The sequence below is a fragment of the Sinorhizobium americanum genome (assembly GCF_001651855.1).
In the GTDB taxonomy this organism is placed as follows: domain Bacteria; phylum Pseudomonadota; class Alphaproteobacteria; order Rhizobiales; family Rhizobiaceae; genus Sinorhizobium; species Sinorhizobium americanum.
In genome coordinates this window covers 46,939-63,758 of sequence record NZ_LNQC01000071.1, presented here as the reverse complement: position 1 = coordinate 63,758, position 16,820 = coordinate 46,939, and the positions used below count along the sequence as shown (strand labels likewise).

17 protein-coding genes and 1 pseudogene are annotated in these 16,820 nt (G+C 63.7%); 7 read left to right on the top strand and 11 right to left on the bottom strand.

The genetic code is table 11. The features are described from left to right. Positions 1-18 precede the first annotated feature (18 nt). The 5 genes and pseudogenes from cysQ to ATC00_RS20935 form a co-directional block, all read right to left on the bottom strand. Positions 19-822: a 3'(2'),5'-bisphosphate nucleotidase CysQ gene (gene cysQ / locus ATC00_RS20950; protein ID WP_064254234.1), complete on the bottom strand. Its 804-nt coding sequence runs from the start codon at positions 820-822 to the stop codon at positions 19-21. Then, positions 819-2,720: a bifunctional sulfate adenylyltransferase/adenylyl-sulfate kinase NodQ gene (nodQ, locus tag ATC00_RS20945; protein ID WP_064254233.1), complete on the bottom strand. Its 1,902-nt coding sequence runs from the start codon at positions 2,718-2,720 to the stop codon at positions 819-821. Before nodQ ends, cysQ begins: the two co-directional genes overlap by 4 nt. Continuing rightward, a pseudogene (locus tag ATC00_RS33675) lies at positions 2,720-3,056 on the bottom strand (phosphoadenosine phosphosulfate reductase domain-containing protein); the annotation flags it as partial. The gene nodQ and the pseudogene ATC00_RS33675, both read right to left, overlap by 1 nt. Before the next feature lies 1 nt (position 3,057). Further along, positions 3,058-3,360 (bottom strand): phosphoadenosine phosphosulfate reductase domain-containing protein (locus tag ATC00_RS33670; protein ID WP_234782391.1); only part of this gene is annotated, 303 nt, incomplete at its 3' end. A gap of 221 nt (positions 3,361-3,581) precedes the next feature. After that, on the bottom strand, positions 3,582-4,811 hold the full coding sequence (locus ATC00_RS20935; RefSeq protein ID WP_064254232.1) for an ROK family transcriptional regulator: 1,230 nt from the start codon (positions 4,809-4,811) through the stop codon (positions 3,582-3,584). Between the two features lie 204 nt (positions 4,812-5,015). Here ATC00_RS20935 and ATC00_RS20930 point away from each other — a divergent pair, with 204 nt between their 5' ends. From ATC00_RS20930 to ATC00_RS20905, 6 genes are all read left to right on the top strand, one after another. Then, positions 5,016-6,254, top strand: coding sequence for an extracellular solute-binding protein (locus tag ATC00_RS20930; RefSeq protein ID WP_064254364.1), 1,239 nt, complete (start codon positions 5,016-5,018; stop codon positions 6,252-6,254). A 95-nt stretch (positions 6,255-6,349) separates the two neighbouring features. After that, positions 6,350-7,231, top strand: coding sequence for a carbohydrate ABC transporter permease (locus tag ATC00_RS20925; protein WP_064254231.1), 882 nt, complete (start codon positions 6,350-6,352; stop codon positions 7,229-7,231). Further along, positions 7,231-8,076 carry a carbohydrate ABC transporter permease gene (locus ATC00_RS20920; protein WP_037384314.1) on the top strand — a complete coding sequence of 282 codons (846 nt, stop codon included), beginning with the start codon at positions 7,231-7,233 and terminating at the stop codon, positions 8,074-8,076. Before ATC00_RS20925 ends, ATC00_RS20920 begins: the two co-directional genes overlap by 1 nt. Continuing rightward, on the top strand, positions 8,073-9,098 hold the full coding sequence (locus ATC00_RS20915) for an SIS domain-containing protein (RefSeq protein ID WP_064254230.1): 1,026 nt from the start codon (positions 8,073-8,075) through the stop codon (positions 9,096-9,098). The genes ATC00_RS20920 and ATC00_RS20915 overlap by 4 nt, the downstream gene beginning before the upstream one ends. A gap of 3 nt (positions 9,099-9,101) precedes the next feature. Next, positions 9,102-10,037 (top strand): PfkB family carbohydrate kinase, encoded by a 936-nt coding sequence (locus ATC00_RS20910; RefSeq protein ID WP_064254229.1) that lies wholly within the window; start codon positions 9,102-9,104, stop codon positions 10,035-10,037. Continuing rightward, positions 10,034-11,119, top strand: coding sequence for an ABC transporter ATP-binding protein (locus ATC00_RS20905; protein WP_064254228.1), 1,086 nt, complete (start codon positions 10,034-10,036; stop codon positions 11,117-11,119). The genes ATC00_RS20910 and ATC00_RS20905 overlap by 4 nt, the downstream gene beginning before the upstream one ends. A 34-nt stretch (positions 11,120-11,153) precedes the next feature. Here the strand turns inward: ATC00_RS20905 and ATC00_RS20900 are convergent, their stop codons facing one another. From ATC00_RS20900 to ATC00_RS20875, 6 genes are all read right to left on the bottom strand, one after another. Next, positions 11,154-11,966, bottom strand: coding sequence for an IclR family transcriptional regulator (locus tag ATC00_RS20900; protein ID WP_064254227.1), 813 nt, complete (start codon positions 11,964-11,966; stop codon positions 11,154-11,156). A gap of 50 nt (positions 11,967-12,016) precedes the next feature. Continuing rightward, on the bottom strand, positions 12,017-12,400 hold the full coding sequence (locus tag ATC00_RS20895) for a RidA family protein (protein WP_064254226.1): 384 nt from the start codon (positions 12,398-12,400) through the stop codon (positions 12,017-12,019). 90 nt (positions 12,401-12,490) lie between these two features. Further along, on the bottom strand, positions 12,491-13,258 hold the full coding sequence (locus ATC00_RS20890; protein ID WP_037384299.1) for an amino acid ABC transporter ATP-binding protein: 768 nt from the start codon (positions 13,256-13,258) through the stop codon (positions 12,491-12,493). A 7-nt stretch (positions 13,259-13,265) separates the two neighbouring features. Beyond that, positions 13,266-13,925: an amino acid ABC transporter permease gene (locus ATC00_RS20885; protein WP_064254225.1), complete on the bottom strand. Its 660-nt coding sequence runs from the start codon at positions 13,923-13,925 to the stop codon at positions 13,266-13,268. A 6-nt stretch (positions 13,926-13,931) separates the two neighbouring features. Next, positions 13,932-14,594, bottom strand: a complete 663-nt coding sequence (locus ATC00_RS20880; protein WP_064254224.1) for an amino acid ABC transporter permease — start codon at positions 14,592-14,594, stop codon at positions 13,932-13,934. A gap of 69 nt (positions 14,595-14,663) precedes the next feature. Next, positions 14,664-15,506 carry a transporter substrate-binding domain-containing protein gene (locus ATC00_RS20875; protein WP_037384291.1) on the bottom strand — a complete coding sequence of 281 codons (843 nt, stop codon included), beginning with the start codon at positions 15,504-15,506 and terminating at the stop codon, positions 14,664-14,666. 161 nt (positions 15,507-15,667) lie between these two features. On the opposite strand from ATC00_RS20875, the gene ATC00_RS20870 reads away from it, so the two are divergent. Further along, the gene (locus ATC00_RS20870; RefSeq protein WP_064254223.1) at positions 15,668-16,726 is read left to right on the top strand and encodes a D-TA family PLP-dependent enzyme; all 1,059 of its coding nucleotides are present in this window, start codon (positions 15,668-15,670) and stop codon (positions 16,724-16,726) included. The last annotated feature ends 94 nt before the right edge of the window (positions 16,727-16,820 follow it).

Sequence of the window (16,820 nt, the reverse complement as noted above, 5' to 3'; positions counted from 1 at the left end):
TGCGAACGGCTGGCGGTCCTAAGGGGCCGTCAACAGCGGAGAGATATTCGCCCAGGCGACGAAATGCGGATTTGCGAAGTCGCTGTCGTCCGACTGCTTCATCTTGCCGTAAGGGAGGCGTGAGCCGTCCAGCCGGACGACCGATCCGCCGGCGGCGTTGAGCACAGCGTTGCCTGCCGCCGTATCCCATTCCATGGTCCGGCCGAAACGCGGATAGACATCCGCCCTGCCTTCGGCAAGCAGGCAGAATTTGAGTGACGATCCGACCGAGGTCAGATCCATGACGCCGTGGCCGGCGAGAAAGGCCTCGGTCTCCGAACTGTTGTGCGAACGGCTGGCGACGGCGGTCAGCACCGGACCTCTGGCTCGAACGCATATTGCCTGCCGTTCTCCCACAGGACCGCTGCCGAAGACGAGCTTCTCCGCCCGGCCTTTGTCGGCGACATAGGCGCAGCGCAGCGCCGGAGCATAGACGATGCCCGCAACAGGGACGCTGCCTTCGATCAGGGCGATATTGACGGTGAAATCGTCGCGCCGGTTGATGAATTCCTTCGTCCCGTCAAGCGGGTCGACCAGGAAGAACGTGCCGCAACTGATGTCGGGTACGCATCCCGAGGCGACGGCCTCTTCGGCGACGACCGGGATATCCGGGAAGGCGGCCGCCAGCCTGGCGAGGATGATCGCTTCGGCCCGCTCATCCGCCTCGGTCACGGGCGAACGATCATCCTTGTAGCAGACGGTCGGCCCCGCTTCGTAGACGGGGAGGATCGACGCGCCGGCCTCCAGCGCGATGCGCTCGAGGAGTTCTGAAAGCGGCGTCATTTCTCCTCCCTGTGTCTGTCGAGGAATGCCTCGATCTTCAGCGCAAGGGCGACCGGGTCCTCTTCGACCGTCTTCAGGTGCAGCTCCGGGTTCTCCGGCGCCTCATAGGGCGAGGAAACGCCGGTGAAATTGGCGATCTTGCCGGCGAGCGCCTTCTGATAAAGCCCCTTCGGATCGCGGCGCGCGCATTCCTCGAGCGGCGTGTCGACGAAGATTTCGATGAACTCGCCCTCCTCCATCAGTTCTCGGGCCATCCGGCGTTCGCCGCGGAACGGCGAAATGAAGGACACGAGCACGATCAGCCCGGCATCGGCCATCAGCTTGGCGACCTCGGCAACGCGGCGGATGTTCTCGACGCGATCGGCTTCGGTAAAGCCGAGGTCGCGATTGAGGCCGTGGCGCACATTGTCGCCGTCGAGCATGTAGGTGTGCTTGCCGCGGACATGCAGCATCCGGTCGAGCGCATTGGCGATCGTCGACTTGCCCGAGCCGGACAATCCGGTGAACCACAGAACGGCGGGGCGCTGGCTCTTCATCGCCGCACGCGCCCCCTTGTTCACGTCGGTCGCCTGCCAATGCACGTTGTCGGCGCGCCTCAGCGGAAAATCGATCATGCCGGCGCCGACCGTCGCATTGCTGGCCCGGTCGACGAAAACGAAATTGCCGGTCGCCCTGTTGTCCTTGTAGGCGTCGAAGACGATTGGCGCCTGCGTCGAGATGTTGCAGACCCCCACCTCGTTCATCTGCAGCGATTTTGCCGCCTCGCGGCCAAAGCTGTTGATATTGACCTGGTGCTTAAGCGCCGTGACCGTTGCGCCGACGCTGTCCGTCTCCGTTCTCAGGATATAGCTGCGCCCGGGAAGCATGGGATTGGCGTCGAACCAGATGATATGCGCCTGGAACTGGTCCGCCACGAAAGGCCTCGAGGCGGGCGCGACCAGCATGTCGCCGCGCGAGGCGTCGACCTCGTCGGCAAGGACGAGGGTCACCGGCTCGCCCTCGACCGCGCTCCCCAGATCGCCTTCGAAGGTGACGATCGCCTTGACCGTCGAACGCTGTCCGGATTTTGCGACGACCACCGGATCGCCGGCCGAGATCCGGCCGGAAGCGATCTGCCCGGCATAGCCGCGGAAATCGGCGTTGGGACGCGTGACCAGTTGGACCGGGAGCCGGAAGGGCCGCTCCGCCTCGGGCGGATCGAGCTGCACGGTCTCCAGATATTCGAGAAGCGCCGGCCCCTCGTACCACGGCGTGTTCTGCGATGCGGAAATGACATTGTCGCCAAACCGTGCCGAGATCGGGATCGGCTGGATGCTGATAAAGCCAAGCGTCCTCGCAAAAGCCTCGTAGTCACCGGCGATTTCGTCGAATACCTGCTGACGGAACTCGACGAGATCGATCTTGTTGACCGCCAGCACGACGTGGCGGATGCCGAGCAGCGAGGCGATATAGGAATGGCGCCGGGTCTGCTGGAGAAGGCCCTGGCGGCTGTCGACGAGGATGACGGCCAACTCGGCCGTCGAAGCGCCGGTTACCATGTTGCGCGTATATTCCTCGTGGCCGGGCGTGTCGGCGACGATGAATTTGCGCTTCGCCGTGGCGAAATAGCGGTAGGCGACGTCAATGGTGATGCCCTGTTCGCGCTCCGCCTCGAGCCCGTCGAGCAACAAGGCAAGATCGACTTCCTGGCCATTGGCTCCGCCCGAAGAACCGACCCGACCCAGATTCGCCAGCTGGTCTTCGAAGATCAACTTGGCGTCGACGAGTAGCCGGCCGATCAGCGTCGACTTGCCGTCGTCGACGGAGCCGCAGGTGATGAAGCGCAGCACCGACTTGCCGTCGTGATCGGCGAGATGCGCCGCCAGGTCGTGCGGCGGCACGGATTGAAGATACGACATCAGAAGTACCCCTCGCGCTTCTTTTTCTCCATGGCGCCTGCCTCGTCCGTATCGATCAGCCGACTCAGCCGTTCGGAGGTGCGCACCGTCAGCATTTCGCGCAATATGTCCGGAACCGTGGCAGCCTCGGAGTCGATCGCGCCGGTCAGTGGGTAACAACCTAGCGTACGGAAGCGGACCATCCGCTCCACGACCTCTTCGCCGGGTTCAAGCGGCATACGTCTGTCGTCGACCATGATCAGCATGCCGCCGCGGCTCACCACCGGCCGGCGCGCCGCAAAGTAGAGCGGCACGATCGGGACATTCTCCTGATGGATGTATTGCCAGATATCGAATNCGTAAAGGGATTGATACCCTGCTCGACGCCGTCCTGGTTGACATGGACGAGAAGTTTGAAGTCGCGTTCTCGCGCCATCCTATCGCGAAACTCGATCATTTCCCGGAACTTCCACGTCGTGTCCACATGCAGGAAGGGAAAGGGCGGCTTTGCCGGAAAGAACGCCTTCATCGCCAGATGCAGGAGAACGGACGAGTCCTTCCCGATCGAGTAAAGGACAACCGGGTTCGAAAACGTCGCGACTACTTCTCGAAGGACATGAATGGCTTCGGCTTCAAGTCTCCGAAGGTTGGCAAGAGACATGCCGCAACCCCTCTGACTTTTGAAGAAAAGACTTTTCTCTAAGCATTGATCGAATGCGCCACCCAAGAAATCGTTCGGGTGTTTATCAGCAATCGTATGGCGGCAGAAATCGCTACGCCGAAAGGCGGCATTTAAGCGCTATATTGCTAATATTTCAAGTAACAAAGGTTACATCGCGTGGAGATGCATGCCGGAAAACGATCGCTATCCGACGTTCCCGGTCACGAGGGCCCGGGCGTGCGGGTCTTCAGGATGGCGGAGAAACGCGGATCAAAGGTCCGGCTGATCGGCTCCGCCGCTGCGCCGATCGCGACCGCCCAGGGATTGGTGAGCCCGAGTTGCAGGCGCGGTGCGCTGCGCATGCGCCGTTCGGCGATTGACGGCAGCAAGGGATGGATGGCATCGATGAGCCGGCGGGCGAGGCCTGGCGGCATGCCGCCGCAGAGCACGATCGTCTGCGGATCGAAAGTCGTCTCGAGGATCTGGACGGCGCCTCTCAACTCATAGGCCGCGTCGGCGATCCAATCGGCAACTCTGCCGTCCGATGCAGCGGCCATATCGTCGAGGTGCCGGTAAAGGTCGGGGTCGGCAGGGTCGAGTTCGAGGATCTTGCACAGCGAGGCGATCGACGCGCGGTGCTCAAGCGGCGCCCGCTGATCTTCCGTTCCTCCCCGCGGCCGGGTGAGAATCATGCCGATCTCGCCGGCATTGCCATTGGCGCCGCGATAAAGTTCTCCGTCAAGGATCAGTCCGGCGCCGAGACCGTAACCCAGATAGATGCAGATCGCCTGTTCGAAGCCATGGGCTGCACCGACCATTTTCTCCGCCGTCGCCGCCGCGGCCGCATCGTTCTGCAGCCGGACATCGAGCCCCGTCCCACTCGCCAGGGTTTCAGATAGCGGAAATCGCTGCCAGAGGGCCATCATCCACGGGTCGTCCGGATCGGTATCGATACCGAAGGGACCCGGCATGGCGACGCCGAGCCCGACGAGGCGATCCCGCGATTGCGGTGCCACCCGGACCAGTTCCCGTCGTGTCCTGTCGATAAGCGAGAGGATGATCTCCGTCCCCCTCTCCGGCCCGCCGGCGGGCAAGTTCACCTCGCCCCGGGCAAGCACCGTACCGACGAGGTCGACCGCGATCGTGCGCGTCACATGCCGGTCGATCTGCAGGCCGATGGCAAAGGCACCCTCCGGCACCAGCCGGTAGGGGGTGGAAGGCTGCCCCCTTCCCTTGCGCACGACGGCGAGCGAGGCGACCAGTCCGTCGCCCTCGAGTTCCTCGATGATGTTCGACACCGCCTGCTTGGTGAGCGCCGTCGCCCGCGCCAGATCGGCCCGCGACAATTGCCCATTGAGGCGCAGCGCGTCGATCATGACGCGGCGATTATGGGCACTCGCGCCCTCCTGATTGGTGCCGCTCTTGGCCCGGATCGGGCGCATCTCGTTCATCCACAAATCCCGCTTGACTCATCTAGAATATTGAACAAGAAATAAGTCAAGACAATTGACTTAATAAGAGGTCGCAAGAACCTCGGGGAACGACGGCAGCGGCAAGACAGCGCCGCAAATGCTTCGATCGATTTGTCGACGGCCGTCGCCGCGAGCGACGAATTCTCGCATGCAGACTGCAACGATCAGCTATTGGAGGCAGCAATGTTGAAATCCATACGCAATGCCTTACTGGGAGCGACACTCATTGGCACCGCCTTCGCGAGCCCGGCCCATGCGGAGACGACGCTGAATGCCCTGTTCATGGCGCAGGCCGCCTATAGCGAGGCCGATGTGCGCGCCATGACGGAGGCTTTCACCAAGGCCAACCCGGACGTGAAGGTCAATCTCGAATTCGTCCCCTATGAGGGGCTGCACGACAAGACGGTATTGGCGCAGGGCTCCGGCGGCGGCTATGACGTCGTGCTCTTCGACGTGATCTGGCCGGCCGAATATGCCAGCAACAAGGTCCTCGTCGACGTTACCGACCGCGTCACCGACGAGATGAACAAGGGCATCCTGCCGGGCGCCTGGACGACAGTCGAATATGATGGCAAGCGCTACGGCATGCCTTGGATTCTCGACACCAAATACCTGTTCTACAACAAGGAAATCCTCGAGAAAGCGGGCATTAAGGCGCCGCCGAAGACCTGGGACGAGCTTGCCGAGCAGGCAAAGACAATCAAGGACAAGGGGCTCCTCCAGACGCCGATCGCCTGGAGCTGGTCGCAGGCCGAGGCCGCAATCTGCGACTACACGACCCTGGTCAGCGCCTATGGCGGCAAGTTCCTCGACGGCGGCAAGCCCGCCTTCACGAGCGGTGGCGGGCTCGAGGCACTCAACTACATGGTGACGAGCTACACCTCCGGCCTCACCAATCCAAACTCCAAGGAGTTCCTCGAGGAGGATGTGCGCAAGGTCTTCCAGAACGGCGAGGCCGCTTTCGCGCTCAACTGGACCTACATGTACAATCTCGCCAACGATCCCAAGGAGAGCAAGGTCGCCGGCAAGGTGGGCGTCGTGCCGGCTCCGGGGGTTGCCGGCAAGAGCGAGGTTTCCGCCGTCAACGGTTCGATGGGCCTCGGCATCACCGCGACGAGCAAGCATCCCGAAGAGGCGTGGAAATATATCGTCCACATGACCTCGCAGGAAACGCAGAACGCCTATGCGAAGCTCAGCCTGCCGATCTGGGCCTCCTCCTATGAAGACCCGAACGTCACCAAGGGCCAGGAAGAGCTGATCGCCGCGGCGAAGCTGGGGCTTGCCGCCATGTATCCGCGGCCGACCACGCCGAAATACCAGGAGCTCTCGACCGCATTGCAGCAGGCGATCCAGGAGGCGCTGCTCGGCCAGGCCTCGCCGGAGGATGCGCTGAAGACCGCCGCCGAAAACAGCGGCCTCTAACGCAGGACCCTACCAGTCCCGCGCGCATGTCGTGCGGGACCTTCCTTTGCGATCTCGTCGCAATCCCGACCACTGCCCCAAGCGAAGGTACACCGATGCCGGCCAACTGGATTTCAACGCGTGCATGGCTGCTGATGCTGCCGCTGCTCGTGGTGATGGTTTCGGTGATCGGCTGGCCGCTCGTCGACACGGTGCGGCTCTCCTTCACCGATGCCAAGCTCGTCGGCACCGAGGGAAGCTTCGTCGGCATCGCCAACTACGAAAAGATGCTGACGGGGTCGAACTTCCAAAGGGCGCTCGTCACGACGACATGGTTTGCCGTTGTCTCGGTCGCCGCCGAAATGGTGCTCGGCGTTCTTGCCGCCCTTCTCTTGAACCAGCAATTCCGCGGCCGAGCGGCGCTCAGAGCCCTGATGATCCTCCCCTGGGCGCTGCCGACGGTGGTGAATGCGACGCTTTGGCGGCTCATCTACAATCCGGAATATGGCGCGCTCAACGCCGCGCTCACCCAACTCGGCCTGATCGACAGCTACCGCTCCTGGCTCGGCGAGCCGGGCTCGGCGTTAACCGCGCTCATTGTTGCGGACTGCTGGAAGAACTTCCCTCTGGTGGCATTGATTGCTTTGGCCGCGCTGCAAGCCGTTCCCCGCGACATCACCGCCGCCGCACTCGTCGACGGTGCCGGTCCCTTCAACCGCTTCCGCTTCGTCGTCATGCCCTATCTGGCCGGCCCATTGCTCGTCGCGCTGGTGCTGCGCACCATCGAGGCCTTCAAGGTGTTCGACATCATCTGGGTGATGACGCGCGGCGGACCGGCGAACAGCACGCGCACGCTGTCGATCCTCGTCTATCAGGAGGCCTTCTCCTTCCAGCGGGCAGGTTCCGGCGCTTCACTGGCGCTGATCGTCACGCTGCTCGTGACCATCCTTGCAGCTGCCTATGCAGCGCTGCTGCGCAGGGCCGCGGGAGCCTCTTGATGGAACGCCAGAGCCGCCTGTTTTCCGTCTTCGTCCACGCGAGCGCCCTGCTTCTGGCGGCCGTCATCCTGGCGCCGGTCGTCTGGCTCTTCGTGATGAGCATCTCTCCGGCCGCCGACCTTTCTGCCAAGCCGCTCAACTGGTGGCCGAGCGACATCGACCTCTCCCGCTACCGCACCCTGCTCTCGGCCGTCGAAAACAGCGCCGGCGCCGCTTTCGTCGCCTCGCTCGTCAACAGCCTGCAGGTCGCCGGCATGGCAACGCTCGCTGCGATCGTCGTCGCCGTTCCGGCTGCCTGGGCGGTGTCGCGGACGCCCGCCGTCTCCTGGTCGCTCTATGCGGTGATCGCCACCTACATGCTGCCGCCGGTGGCGCTCGCTGTGCCGCTCTATATGGGACTTGCCTACTTCGGGCTGCTCAATTCGGTCTTCGGGCTGGCGCTCGTCTACCTCACCATTCTCGCGCCCTTCACCACCTGGCTCCTCAAATCCGGTTTCGATGCCATACCGCGGGAGATCGAGAGCGCCGCGATGATCGACGGCGCGCGGCTCGACCAGATTCTCAGGCTGCTGACGCTGCCGCTTGCTGCTCCCGTCATGGCAACCTCGGCGCTCTTCGCGTTCCTGCTCGCCTGGGACGAGTTCTTCTACGCGCTGCTCTTCACCTCCGACCTGCGCGCCAAGACCTTGACGGTCGCCATTGCCGATCTCGCCGGTGGCCGCGTTTCCGATTACGGGCTGATCGCAACCGCCGGCGTGCTCGCCGCCCTGCCCCCGGTGCTGATCGGCCTCGTCATGCAACGCGCCCTGATATCGGGGCTCACCAGCGGCGGTGTAAAGGGATGACCATGCGGAGCTCGAAACAACGCCCCTCCGGGCTCGTCGCGATCGATCGCGAAATGGCCCGTCAGCATGCCGATGCCCTTGCCTCCTATGAGCAGGCGGCTGCCCTTGCTGTAAGGATCGCCGCGTCGCTGAGGGCCACCGGCCGGCTTCTGCTTCTCGGCATGGGCGGTTCGCATGCGGTCGGCCGCGCCGTCGAACCGCTCTACCGGGACCTCGGTATCGATGCCGTCGCCCTGCCGCTCTCCGAGCAGCTCGGCCAGCCGCTGCCGATCGAGGGCAAGACCATCCTCATCACCTCGCAATCCGGCGAAAGCGCCGAGGTGCTGCGCTGGTTCGAGGAGACGAATGGCGGCACGCCGGAAGCCTTTGGCCTGACGCTTGAGGCAAATTCCTTTCTTGCAAGGACAGCGTCGTCGCTGATCGGCGCCGGCGGCAGCGAAAAGGCGTTTGCGGCAACGCGCAGCCTGACCATCAGCTTCGCGCTGCATCTCGCAATCCTGTCTGCCCTTGGCGGCAACCCGGCAGCGGCGCTGGCCGCCCTCAAAGCACCCGAAACGCCCGAGATCTCAGGCGCACTGCAAGCGCTCGCCGAAGTTCGCGCAGTCGTTACCTCCGGCCGCCGATTGCAGGGCCTCGCCGAGGCGATCGCCCTCGGTATCACGGAACTGTCGCGGCTTCCCTGTTTCTCGCTGGAAGGCGGACAGTTACGGCATGGACCAATGGAAATGCTCGGGCCCTCGGTCGGCGTCGTTCTCTTCCGCGCCGCCGACCCGACCGCCGGCCTTGTCGCCGCCATGGCAGCCTCGGCGGGCGAAGCCGGTTCGCCGGTGGTCGTCTTCGACGCATCCGGCGAGCCGCCGCTCGCAGGCGTGGCGACAATTCCCTTCAAGCCGGCGGCGGGTATGGCGGCGATTTTCGCCATGCTGCCGGTGGCACAAGACTTCATGATCGCCTTTGCCGCCGCACGCGTCGAAAATGCCGGTACGCCGGTGCGATCCACCAAGGTTACCCGGAGCGAGTAGAACATGCGTCCACTGGCCGTCATCGGCAATGTCAATGTCGACCTCATCCTCGGGCCGGCCGAACCCTGGCCGAAAGCAGGCACGGAGATTATCGTCGATCACGACGAGCTGCGCGTCGGCGGCTGTGCCGGAAACAGCGCGCTTGCCTGGGATGCACTCGGCGTCGACTACGCGATCGCCGCCAATGTCGGCAACGACCAGTTCGGCACCTGGCTGAAGGAGGCCTTCGGCGAACGCTCGCGGGGCTGGCCCGTCGAAGCCATCGGTTCGACGCTTTCGGTCGGCATCACCCATCCGGACGGCGAACGCACCTTCTTCACCACGCGCGGCCACCTGCCGCTCTTCAGCTTCGACGAAGTGCGTTCGATGCTCGACGGAAACGCGCTTCGGGGCGGGATCGCCCTGCTCGCTGGATCCTTTCTGACCGATGCGCTGACGCTTGCCTATGACGCGTTCTTCGATTGGGCGGATGCGCATGAGATCGCCGTGGCGCTCGACACCGGCTGGCCGCTCGAGGGCTGGACGGAAACCAATCGATTGCGAACCCTCGAGTGGCTGAAGCGCTGCCATTGCGCCCTCTTCAACGAGGTGGAAACGACCACCCTCACCGGCCGATCCGACCCCGCCGAGGCGGCGCGGAGCCTGAAAGCAGGAATGCCGGCCGGTGCGATCGTCGTTGTCAAGCGCGGCCCCCACGGCGCCCTCGCCCTCGACCGCGACGGCAAGGGATTTTCCGTCGTGGCGCCGCGCGTTGCCGTCGTCGACACGATCGGCGCCGGCGACGTCTTCAATGCCGGCTTCCTGGCGGCCCTCGCCGCCAAAATGCCGCTGGAGGCTTGTCTCAGGACCGGCGTCAGGGTCGCTTCCGAAGCGATCTCCACCCTGCCGCGCAGCTACGGCAAGCCTCTTTCGGCCCTCTTCGAGGATATCCGCCAATGAGCGCACTCGAAATCCGCAACATCCAGAAACGCTACGGCGATGTGGAGACGCTGAAGGGAATCGACATTGCGCTCGAAAGCGGCGAGTTCCTGGTGTTGCTCGGGTCCTCCGGCTGCGGCAAGTCCACGCTGCTCAACATCATTGCCGGGCTCGCCGAACCGAGCGGCGGCGATATCCTCATTGGCGAGCGATCGATCGTCGGCGCCCATCCCAAGGACCGCGACATCGCCATGGTGTTCCAGTCCTACGCGCTCTATCCGAACATGAGCGTCGCCCGCAACATCGGCTTCGGCCTCGAGATGCGCAAGGTGCCGCCGGCCGAGCGGGAGAAGGCGGTGCGCGAAACCGCCAGGCTGCTGCAGATCGAGAACCTGCTCGACCGCAGGCCGAGCCAACTTTCCGGCGGCCAGCGCCAGCGCGTCGCCATCGGCCGGGCGCTGGTGCGCAACCCGCGGGTCTTCCTCTTCGACGAGCCGCTGTCGAACCTTGACGCCAAGCTGCGCATGGAGATGCGCACCGAGCTCAAGCGCCTGCACCAGATGCTGAAGACGACCGTCGTCTACGTCACGCACGACCAGATCGAAGCGATGACGCTCGCCACCCGCATCGCCGTGATGCGCGACGGCCGCATCGAACAGCTCGGCACGCCGGCGGAGATCTACGACCGGCCGGCGACGCTTTACGTCGCCGGCTTCGTCGGCTCGCCGCCGATGAACATTCTCGATGCGGAAATCGGCGGAGACCAGCTGAGAATCGCTGGCTCCGACGAACTGCTGCCGCTGCCGCAGGATTTCAAGAGAACCGCGGTCCCGGGCGGGCGCGTCAAGATCGGCATTCGGCCCGAGGCGCTCCGGCTCGCGAATGCCGGCGCAAGCGGCGTCCGTTTGATTGCCGATGTCGAAGTGATGGAATTGACCGGACCGGAGCTGGTGACCACGGCAAAGGTCGGCGAACAGCGCGTTACCGCCTGCCTGCCACCACGAACGCCGCTCATTGCGGGATCGACACAAGTCTTCTCGTTCGAGGAAGCGGCACTGCATCTCTTCGATCCGGAAAGCGGCCGCTCCCTTCGGGCGCCGTGAAGCCTTGGTGCATGTCGCTTACGCCTATCCGAGTTTAGCGGCCCGCGACGCTTCGCGCCGTCGCCGCACCTTCGTGCCGATAGCCGAGCTTTTCCGATAGTTCGCCTGCCGCATCGATCAGAACCCGAAGATAGGCATCGCGGTTGCGCAGGCCATCTTCCTTCGGCGCGACGAGGCAGAGAGTGGCGATGCAGACTTCCTCCGCGTCGTAGACCGGCACTGCGAAGCAGTGGGTGAAGCTATCGACGATGCTGTTGAAGGTGAAATAGCCGTCCTTCTTGGCCTGCCGGACCTGAGAGATGAACGCGGCCGGATCGAGATGCTTGCCGTTCGGCAACACGAAGTCCGCTTCCGGGATGAAGGCAAGTATCTCCTCGTCGCTCATATGGTCGACGAGAAGCCGGCCGGAGGCGGTCCACGGAATGGCGACCGGCTCGCCGATATTCGTCGAGATGCGGAACGGCCGGCTGCCCTCGTTCATCAGGACGACGGCGTATTTGTTGCCCTCAAGCTGGCACATCTGCGCGGTTTCGCGGGTCTCTTCGGCGACCCGCGAAAGCAGATGCTCGCATTCGCGCATCAGGTCGAACTGCTCGGCATAGGCCGCTCCGAGGAAATAGAGCTTGCGGCCGAGGAAGACGCGGCCATCGTCGCCACGATACTCGATGACCCCCTGTCGCAGCAGCAGATTCACCAGTTCATAGACCGACGAACGCGGCGCACCTATGCCCTGGGCGATTTCGTTGGGGCGCAGCGGCTGCCGCTGCAGGCGCAGATAATCGAGGATCTCGAAGGCCCGGTCGAGACCCCGTGCCCTGCGATTGATCGTATCTTCGGCCTCCGCCATCGCGTCCTCGATCGTGTTGGAAGGGCGCGCGAAGCACGCCCCGGTTCACCTCATTTAGCCTTGTAGGCGACGCAGTCAACTTCCACCTTGCAGTCGACCATCATGCGCGACTGCACGCAGGCGCGCGCCGGCGGGTTCTTGCCGAAATATTCCGCATAGATGCCGTTGAAGGTCCAGAAGTCGCGCGGATCGTCGAGCCAGACACCGATCCTGACCACGTCTTCGACGCCATAGCCGGCCTCATGCAGGATGGCGATCATATTCTCGATCGCCTTGCGGCTCTCGGCGACGATGCCGCCGCCGATGATCTCGCCCTTCTCCATGGCGACCTGCCCGGACACATGGAGCCAGCCATTCGCCTCGACTGCTCTCGCAAAGGGCAAGGGCTGCTTGCCGGCACCGGTTTCTCCGGTTCCAAAACGCTTGATCGTCACACTACACTCCACTTCTTCATTGGATGGGCTCTTGTAAATAGAGCGGGATGCGAGTGGAAAGCGCGCATACTTTTCCTCATCCCGCTCTGTTCAGTTGAACGTCGACGTCTTCAAAAAATCCGCCAGCCGCTCGGTCTGCGGCTTCAGGAACATTTCGCGGGGATTGCCCTCCTCGCCGATCCTGCCCTGGTTCATGAAGATCACCCGCGACGACACCTCATAGGCGAAGCGCATCTCGTGGGTGACGATCAGCATGCTCATGCCGTCCTCGGCGAGCGCCTTGATCACCTGCAGCACCTCATTGACGAGCTCCGGGTCGAGCGCCGACGTCACTTCGTCGAAAAGCATCAGCTTCGGGTTCATGGCGATGGCGCGGGCGATCGCCACGCGCTGCTGCTGGCCGCCGGAGAGCTGGCCCGGAAAATGGTCCTTGCGCGAAAGCAGACCGACGCGGTCTAGCCATTTTTCGGCGAGCGTCCGCGCTTCGTCGCGGCCCATCTTCTTCACCTTGAGGAGGCCGAGCATGACGTTGGCGGCGGCGCTCATGTGCGGGAACAGGTTGAACTGCTGGAAGGCCATGCCGGTCAGCGCCCGCTGGCGGGCGATCTCCCGCTCCGGCTTGCGGCGGCGCACGCCGCCGGCCGTCTCGTAGCCGATCTCCTGTCCGTCGATCGCAATCGTGCCGCCCTGGAACTCCTCCAGCATGTTGATGCAGCGGAGCATCGTCGTCTTGCCGGAACCGCTGGAGCCGATGATGCTGATCACCTCGCCCTGGCGCATGGAGCAATCGACGCCCTTCAGGACCTCGACCGTGCCGTAGCGTTTGTGAAGATCGCGGATTTCAAGAAGATTGGTCATCGGAGCCTCACGATGGAACGGCGGTCTTGCGCTCGACGTAGCGGCCGAAGCGCTCAATGCCGTAATTGATGGCGAAATAGAGAAAGCCCGCGAAGAAATAGAATTCGAGGCTCATGAAGGTGCGGGAAATCACTTCCTGGGTCCGCAGCAGCAGTTCGCCGACGCCGATGATCGACAGCAGCGTCGAGGCCTTGACCATCTCGGCCGCCGTATTGACCCAGGCGGGCAGCGCCTGGCGCAGCGCCTGCGGCCCCAGCACATAGGCGAAGGTTTGCGGGAAGGTCAGTCCGATCGCCTTGGCGGCCTCGGTCTGTCCCTTGGGGATCGACTGCAGCGCGCCGCGCACCAGCTCCCCGACATGCGAGCTGCAGAAGACGGCGAGCGCCAGCACGCCCGCCTGGAAGGGCCCGAGATCTATGCCGACGGTGCTGAGCACATAATAGCTTGCGAGAACCAGGACGAGCACCGGCGTGCCGCGGATGAAGTCCGTATAGCCGCGCACCAGCCACTGAACCGGCCTGTAGCCATAGGTGAGCGCGAGGCCGACGAAGACGCCGAGGACGGTGCCGACGGCGATCGAGAGGAGCGAGATTGAGACCGACACGCCGAGCCCCTTGAGGAGCGGCAGGCGGGCGACCCAGATCTGATCGAGAAAACCGAAATCCATAGGGCGTTACCTCGGGACGGCCAGACGGCGCTCGACGGCGCGCATCATCGCGGCGAGCAGCGAGCAGGTTGCGACGTAGAGGCAGCTCGCGACGATCCAGGTCTCGATAACCCGGAAGGTCTCGACATTGATTTTACGCGCCTCGAAGGTCAGCTCCGGGACGGCGATCGCCGCGGCGAGCGAGGTATCCTTGAAGAGCGAGATCAACGTGCTGCCGAGCGACGGCAGGACGTTGCGCAGCATCAGCGGGATGATGATCGAAGTGCGGATCTGCATTTCCGTGAGGCCGATCGCAAGCCCCGCCTCGCGCTGTCCCGGCGGCACAGCGATGAGGCCGCCGCGGAACACTTCGGCAAGATAGGCGCCGGAATAGATGGCGAGCGTGAAGACGAAGCTCTGGATCTTGCCGAGCCGCACGCCGAGTTCCGGAAGGGCGAAATAGCTGAACAGCACGAGCACCAGGATCGGCGTGTTGCGGATGATCGTGACATAGAGACCGGCGGGTTTGCGCAGCAGCACGCTCTTGGAAACGAGCCCGAAGGCGGTGATCAGCCCAATCACGCAACCGGCGAGGATCGCCACGACGGCAAGGCCAAGGCTGAGCGCCAGGCCCTGCAGCAGCAGGTCGAAGGAGCGCCAGACAGCCGCGAAATTCAATGTATAGGTCATGGGCGGATCCCGCTCCAAGCACGCGTCGGGGCAGCCCCGCCGATTGGCGGAGCCGCCGGTCACGAGGGCTTACTTGTACTCGACCGGGAAGCCGATCTGCGGCGGGGTGAGGTCCTTGCCGAACCAAGTCTTGAACGACTTGGCGTAGAAGTCGAATTCGACCCCGGTCATCGCTTCATGCAGCGCCGTGTTGACGAAGTTCAGCCAGTCCTGGTCGCCACGCTTGACGCCGCAGGCATAGGTCTGCGGGTTCCAGCCATAGCCGGCATCCTTGTAGCGTCCGGGATTCTGGGTCATGTACCAGGCGAGTGACGACTGGTCGGTGGCCGCCGCATCGGCGCGGCCGGATTCGAGCGCCTGATAGATCAGGTCCACCGATTCATACTGGTCGACCGTCGCCTCGGGAAGGGCGGCATGGACCATATCTTCCGCATAGACGTTCTGCAGCACCGAAACGGTCACCGATGAGCCGGCATCCTTCAGCGCCTTGTAATCGGCATACTTGCCGTCGCCCTTCAGCATCAGGCCGACGCCCTCGCGATAATAGGGAATGGTGAAGGCGATCTGCTGGGCGCGTTCGCCGGTGACGGTCATGAACTGGCAGGTGAGGTCGACCTTGCCGGTGGTGATGTTGGGGATGCGCGCATCCGACGACTGGTTGACATATTCGATCTTGTCGGGGTCGCCGAACAGCGCCTTGGCGATGATGCGCCCCATGTCGACGTCAAAGCCCTGCAGTTTGTCCTCGGCGCTCTTGAAGTGCCACGGCGCATTCGTGCTGCCGGTGCCGAGGATCAGGTGGCCGCGTGCCAGAACCTCATCAAGCTTGCTGGACGGCTGCTGCGCTTGCGCCGGCATGGCGGCCAGCGCGGCGACTGCGAAGCTCGCAGCGATGGCGAATGTCTTGATCATCGGAGATCTCCCCTTTTTCGTTCCCGGTGATTTCTTTGTCCGGTATATCGGACATGCGTCCTCAATACCGGATTGACCTATCAAATGCCTCGGGCCATAACTTGTCAAGCGGCTTCGGCGAGATTCGCCGTCCGTGACATCTCATGGGAGGAACCGAGCCAATGCCCTTGCCGATCGAAACGCCCGCCGTGCTCGTTGATCTCGACATCGCCCGCCGCAACGTTCACGCCTTCCAGGCCTATGCGGATCAGCACGGCATTCGCGTGCGGCCGCACATCAAGACGCACAAGCTGCCGCAGATGGCGGAGTTGCAGCTCGCGGCAGGAGCGATCGGCATAACCTGCCAGAAGGTCTCCGAAGCCGAGGCGATGGTCGACGGCAGCCCCCGGATCACGGATGTGCTGATCACCTACAACATCCTCGGCGAGGCCAAGCTCGCACGATTGGCTGGGCTGCACGAGCGGGTGACCCTCCGTGTGGTGGCGGACAATCCGGTCGTCGTCGACGGCATGGCCACCTATTTCGCCGACGCCGCGAAGCCCCTTACAGTGCTCATCGAATGTAATACCGGCGCCGATCGCTGCGGCGTCGCGACGCCCGAAGCGGCGGCTGCGCTTGCGCGGCGCATTGCTGACGCGCCTGGATTGCGGTTCGACGGTTTGATGACCTATCCGCCGGCCGACGGTGCGGCGCGCGTACAAGCCTTCATGAGCGAAGCAAAGCGGCTGATCGAAGCGGATGGGCTGGAGGTCCCCACTATTACCTCCGGCGGCACGCCGAGCATGATGCAGGCGGCCGAGGCGCCGATCGCGACCGAGTATCGCCCAGGCACCTATATCTACAACGACCGCTCTCTCGTCGCCCGCGGCGTGGCCACATGGGAGGATTGTGCCCTCACGGTGCTGGCGACGGTCGTCTCCGTTCCGGCGCCGAACAGGGCGATCATCGACGCCGGCAGCAAGGTGCTGACCTCCGACCTGCTCGGCCTCACCGGTTACGGCCATGTGCTCGGTCATGACGACATCCGCATCGACCAGCTATCCGAGGAGCATGGCCGGCTCGTCTCAGACGGCCCGATCGGCCTTAAGGTCGGCGAGCAGGTTCGCGTCGTCCCGAACCATGCCTGCGTGGTGACCAACATGGTCGATGCCGTCCACATAATTGGGGCCGGCGAACCGAAGGCCGAGTGGACCGTCGTGGCGCGCGGTCGGGTTCTCTAACGGATCGGCCTTGCGCTCCTGTCTCGCTAAAGCGCTTCACGGCCCCTCGTCTGTCGCCCGGGAACGCATCGCTATGCGAACGATCGATCGGCGG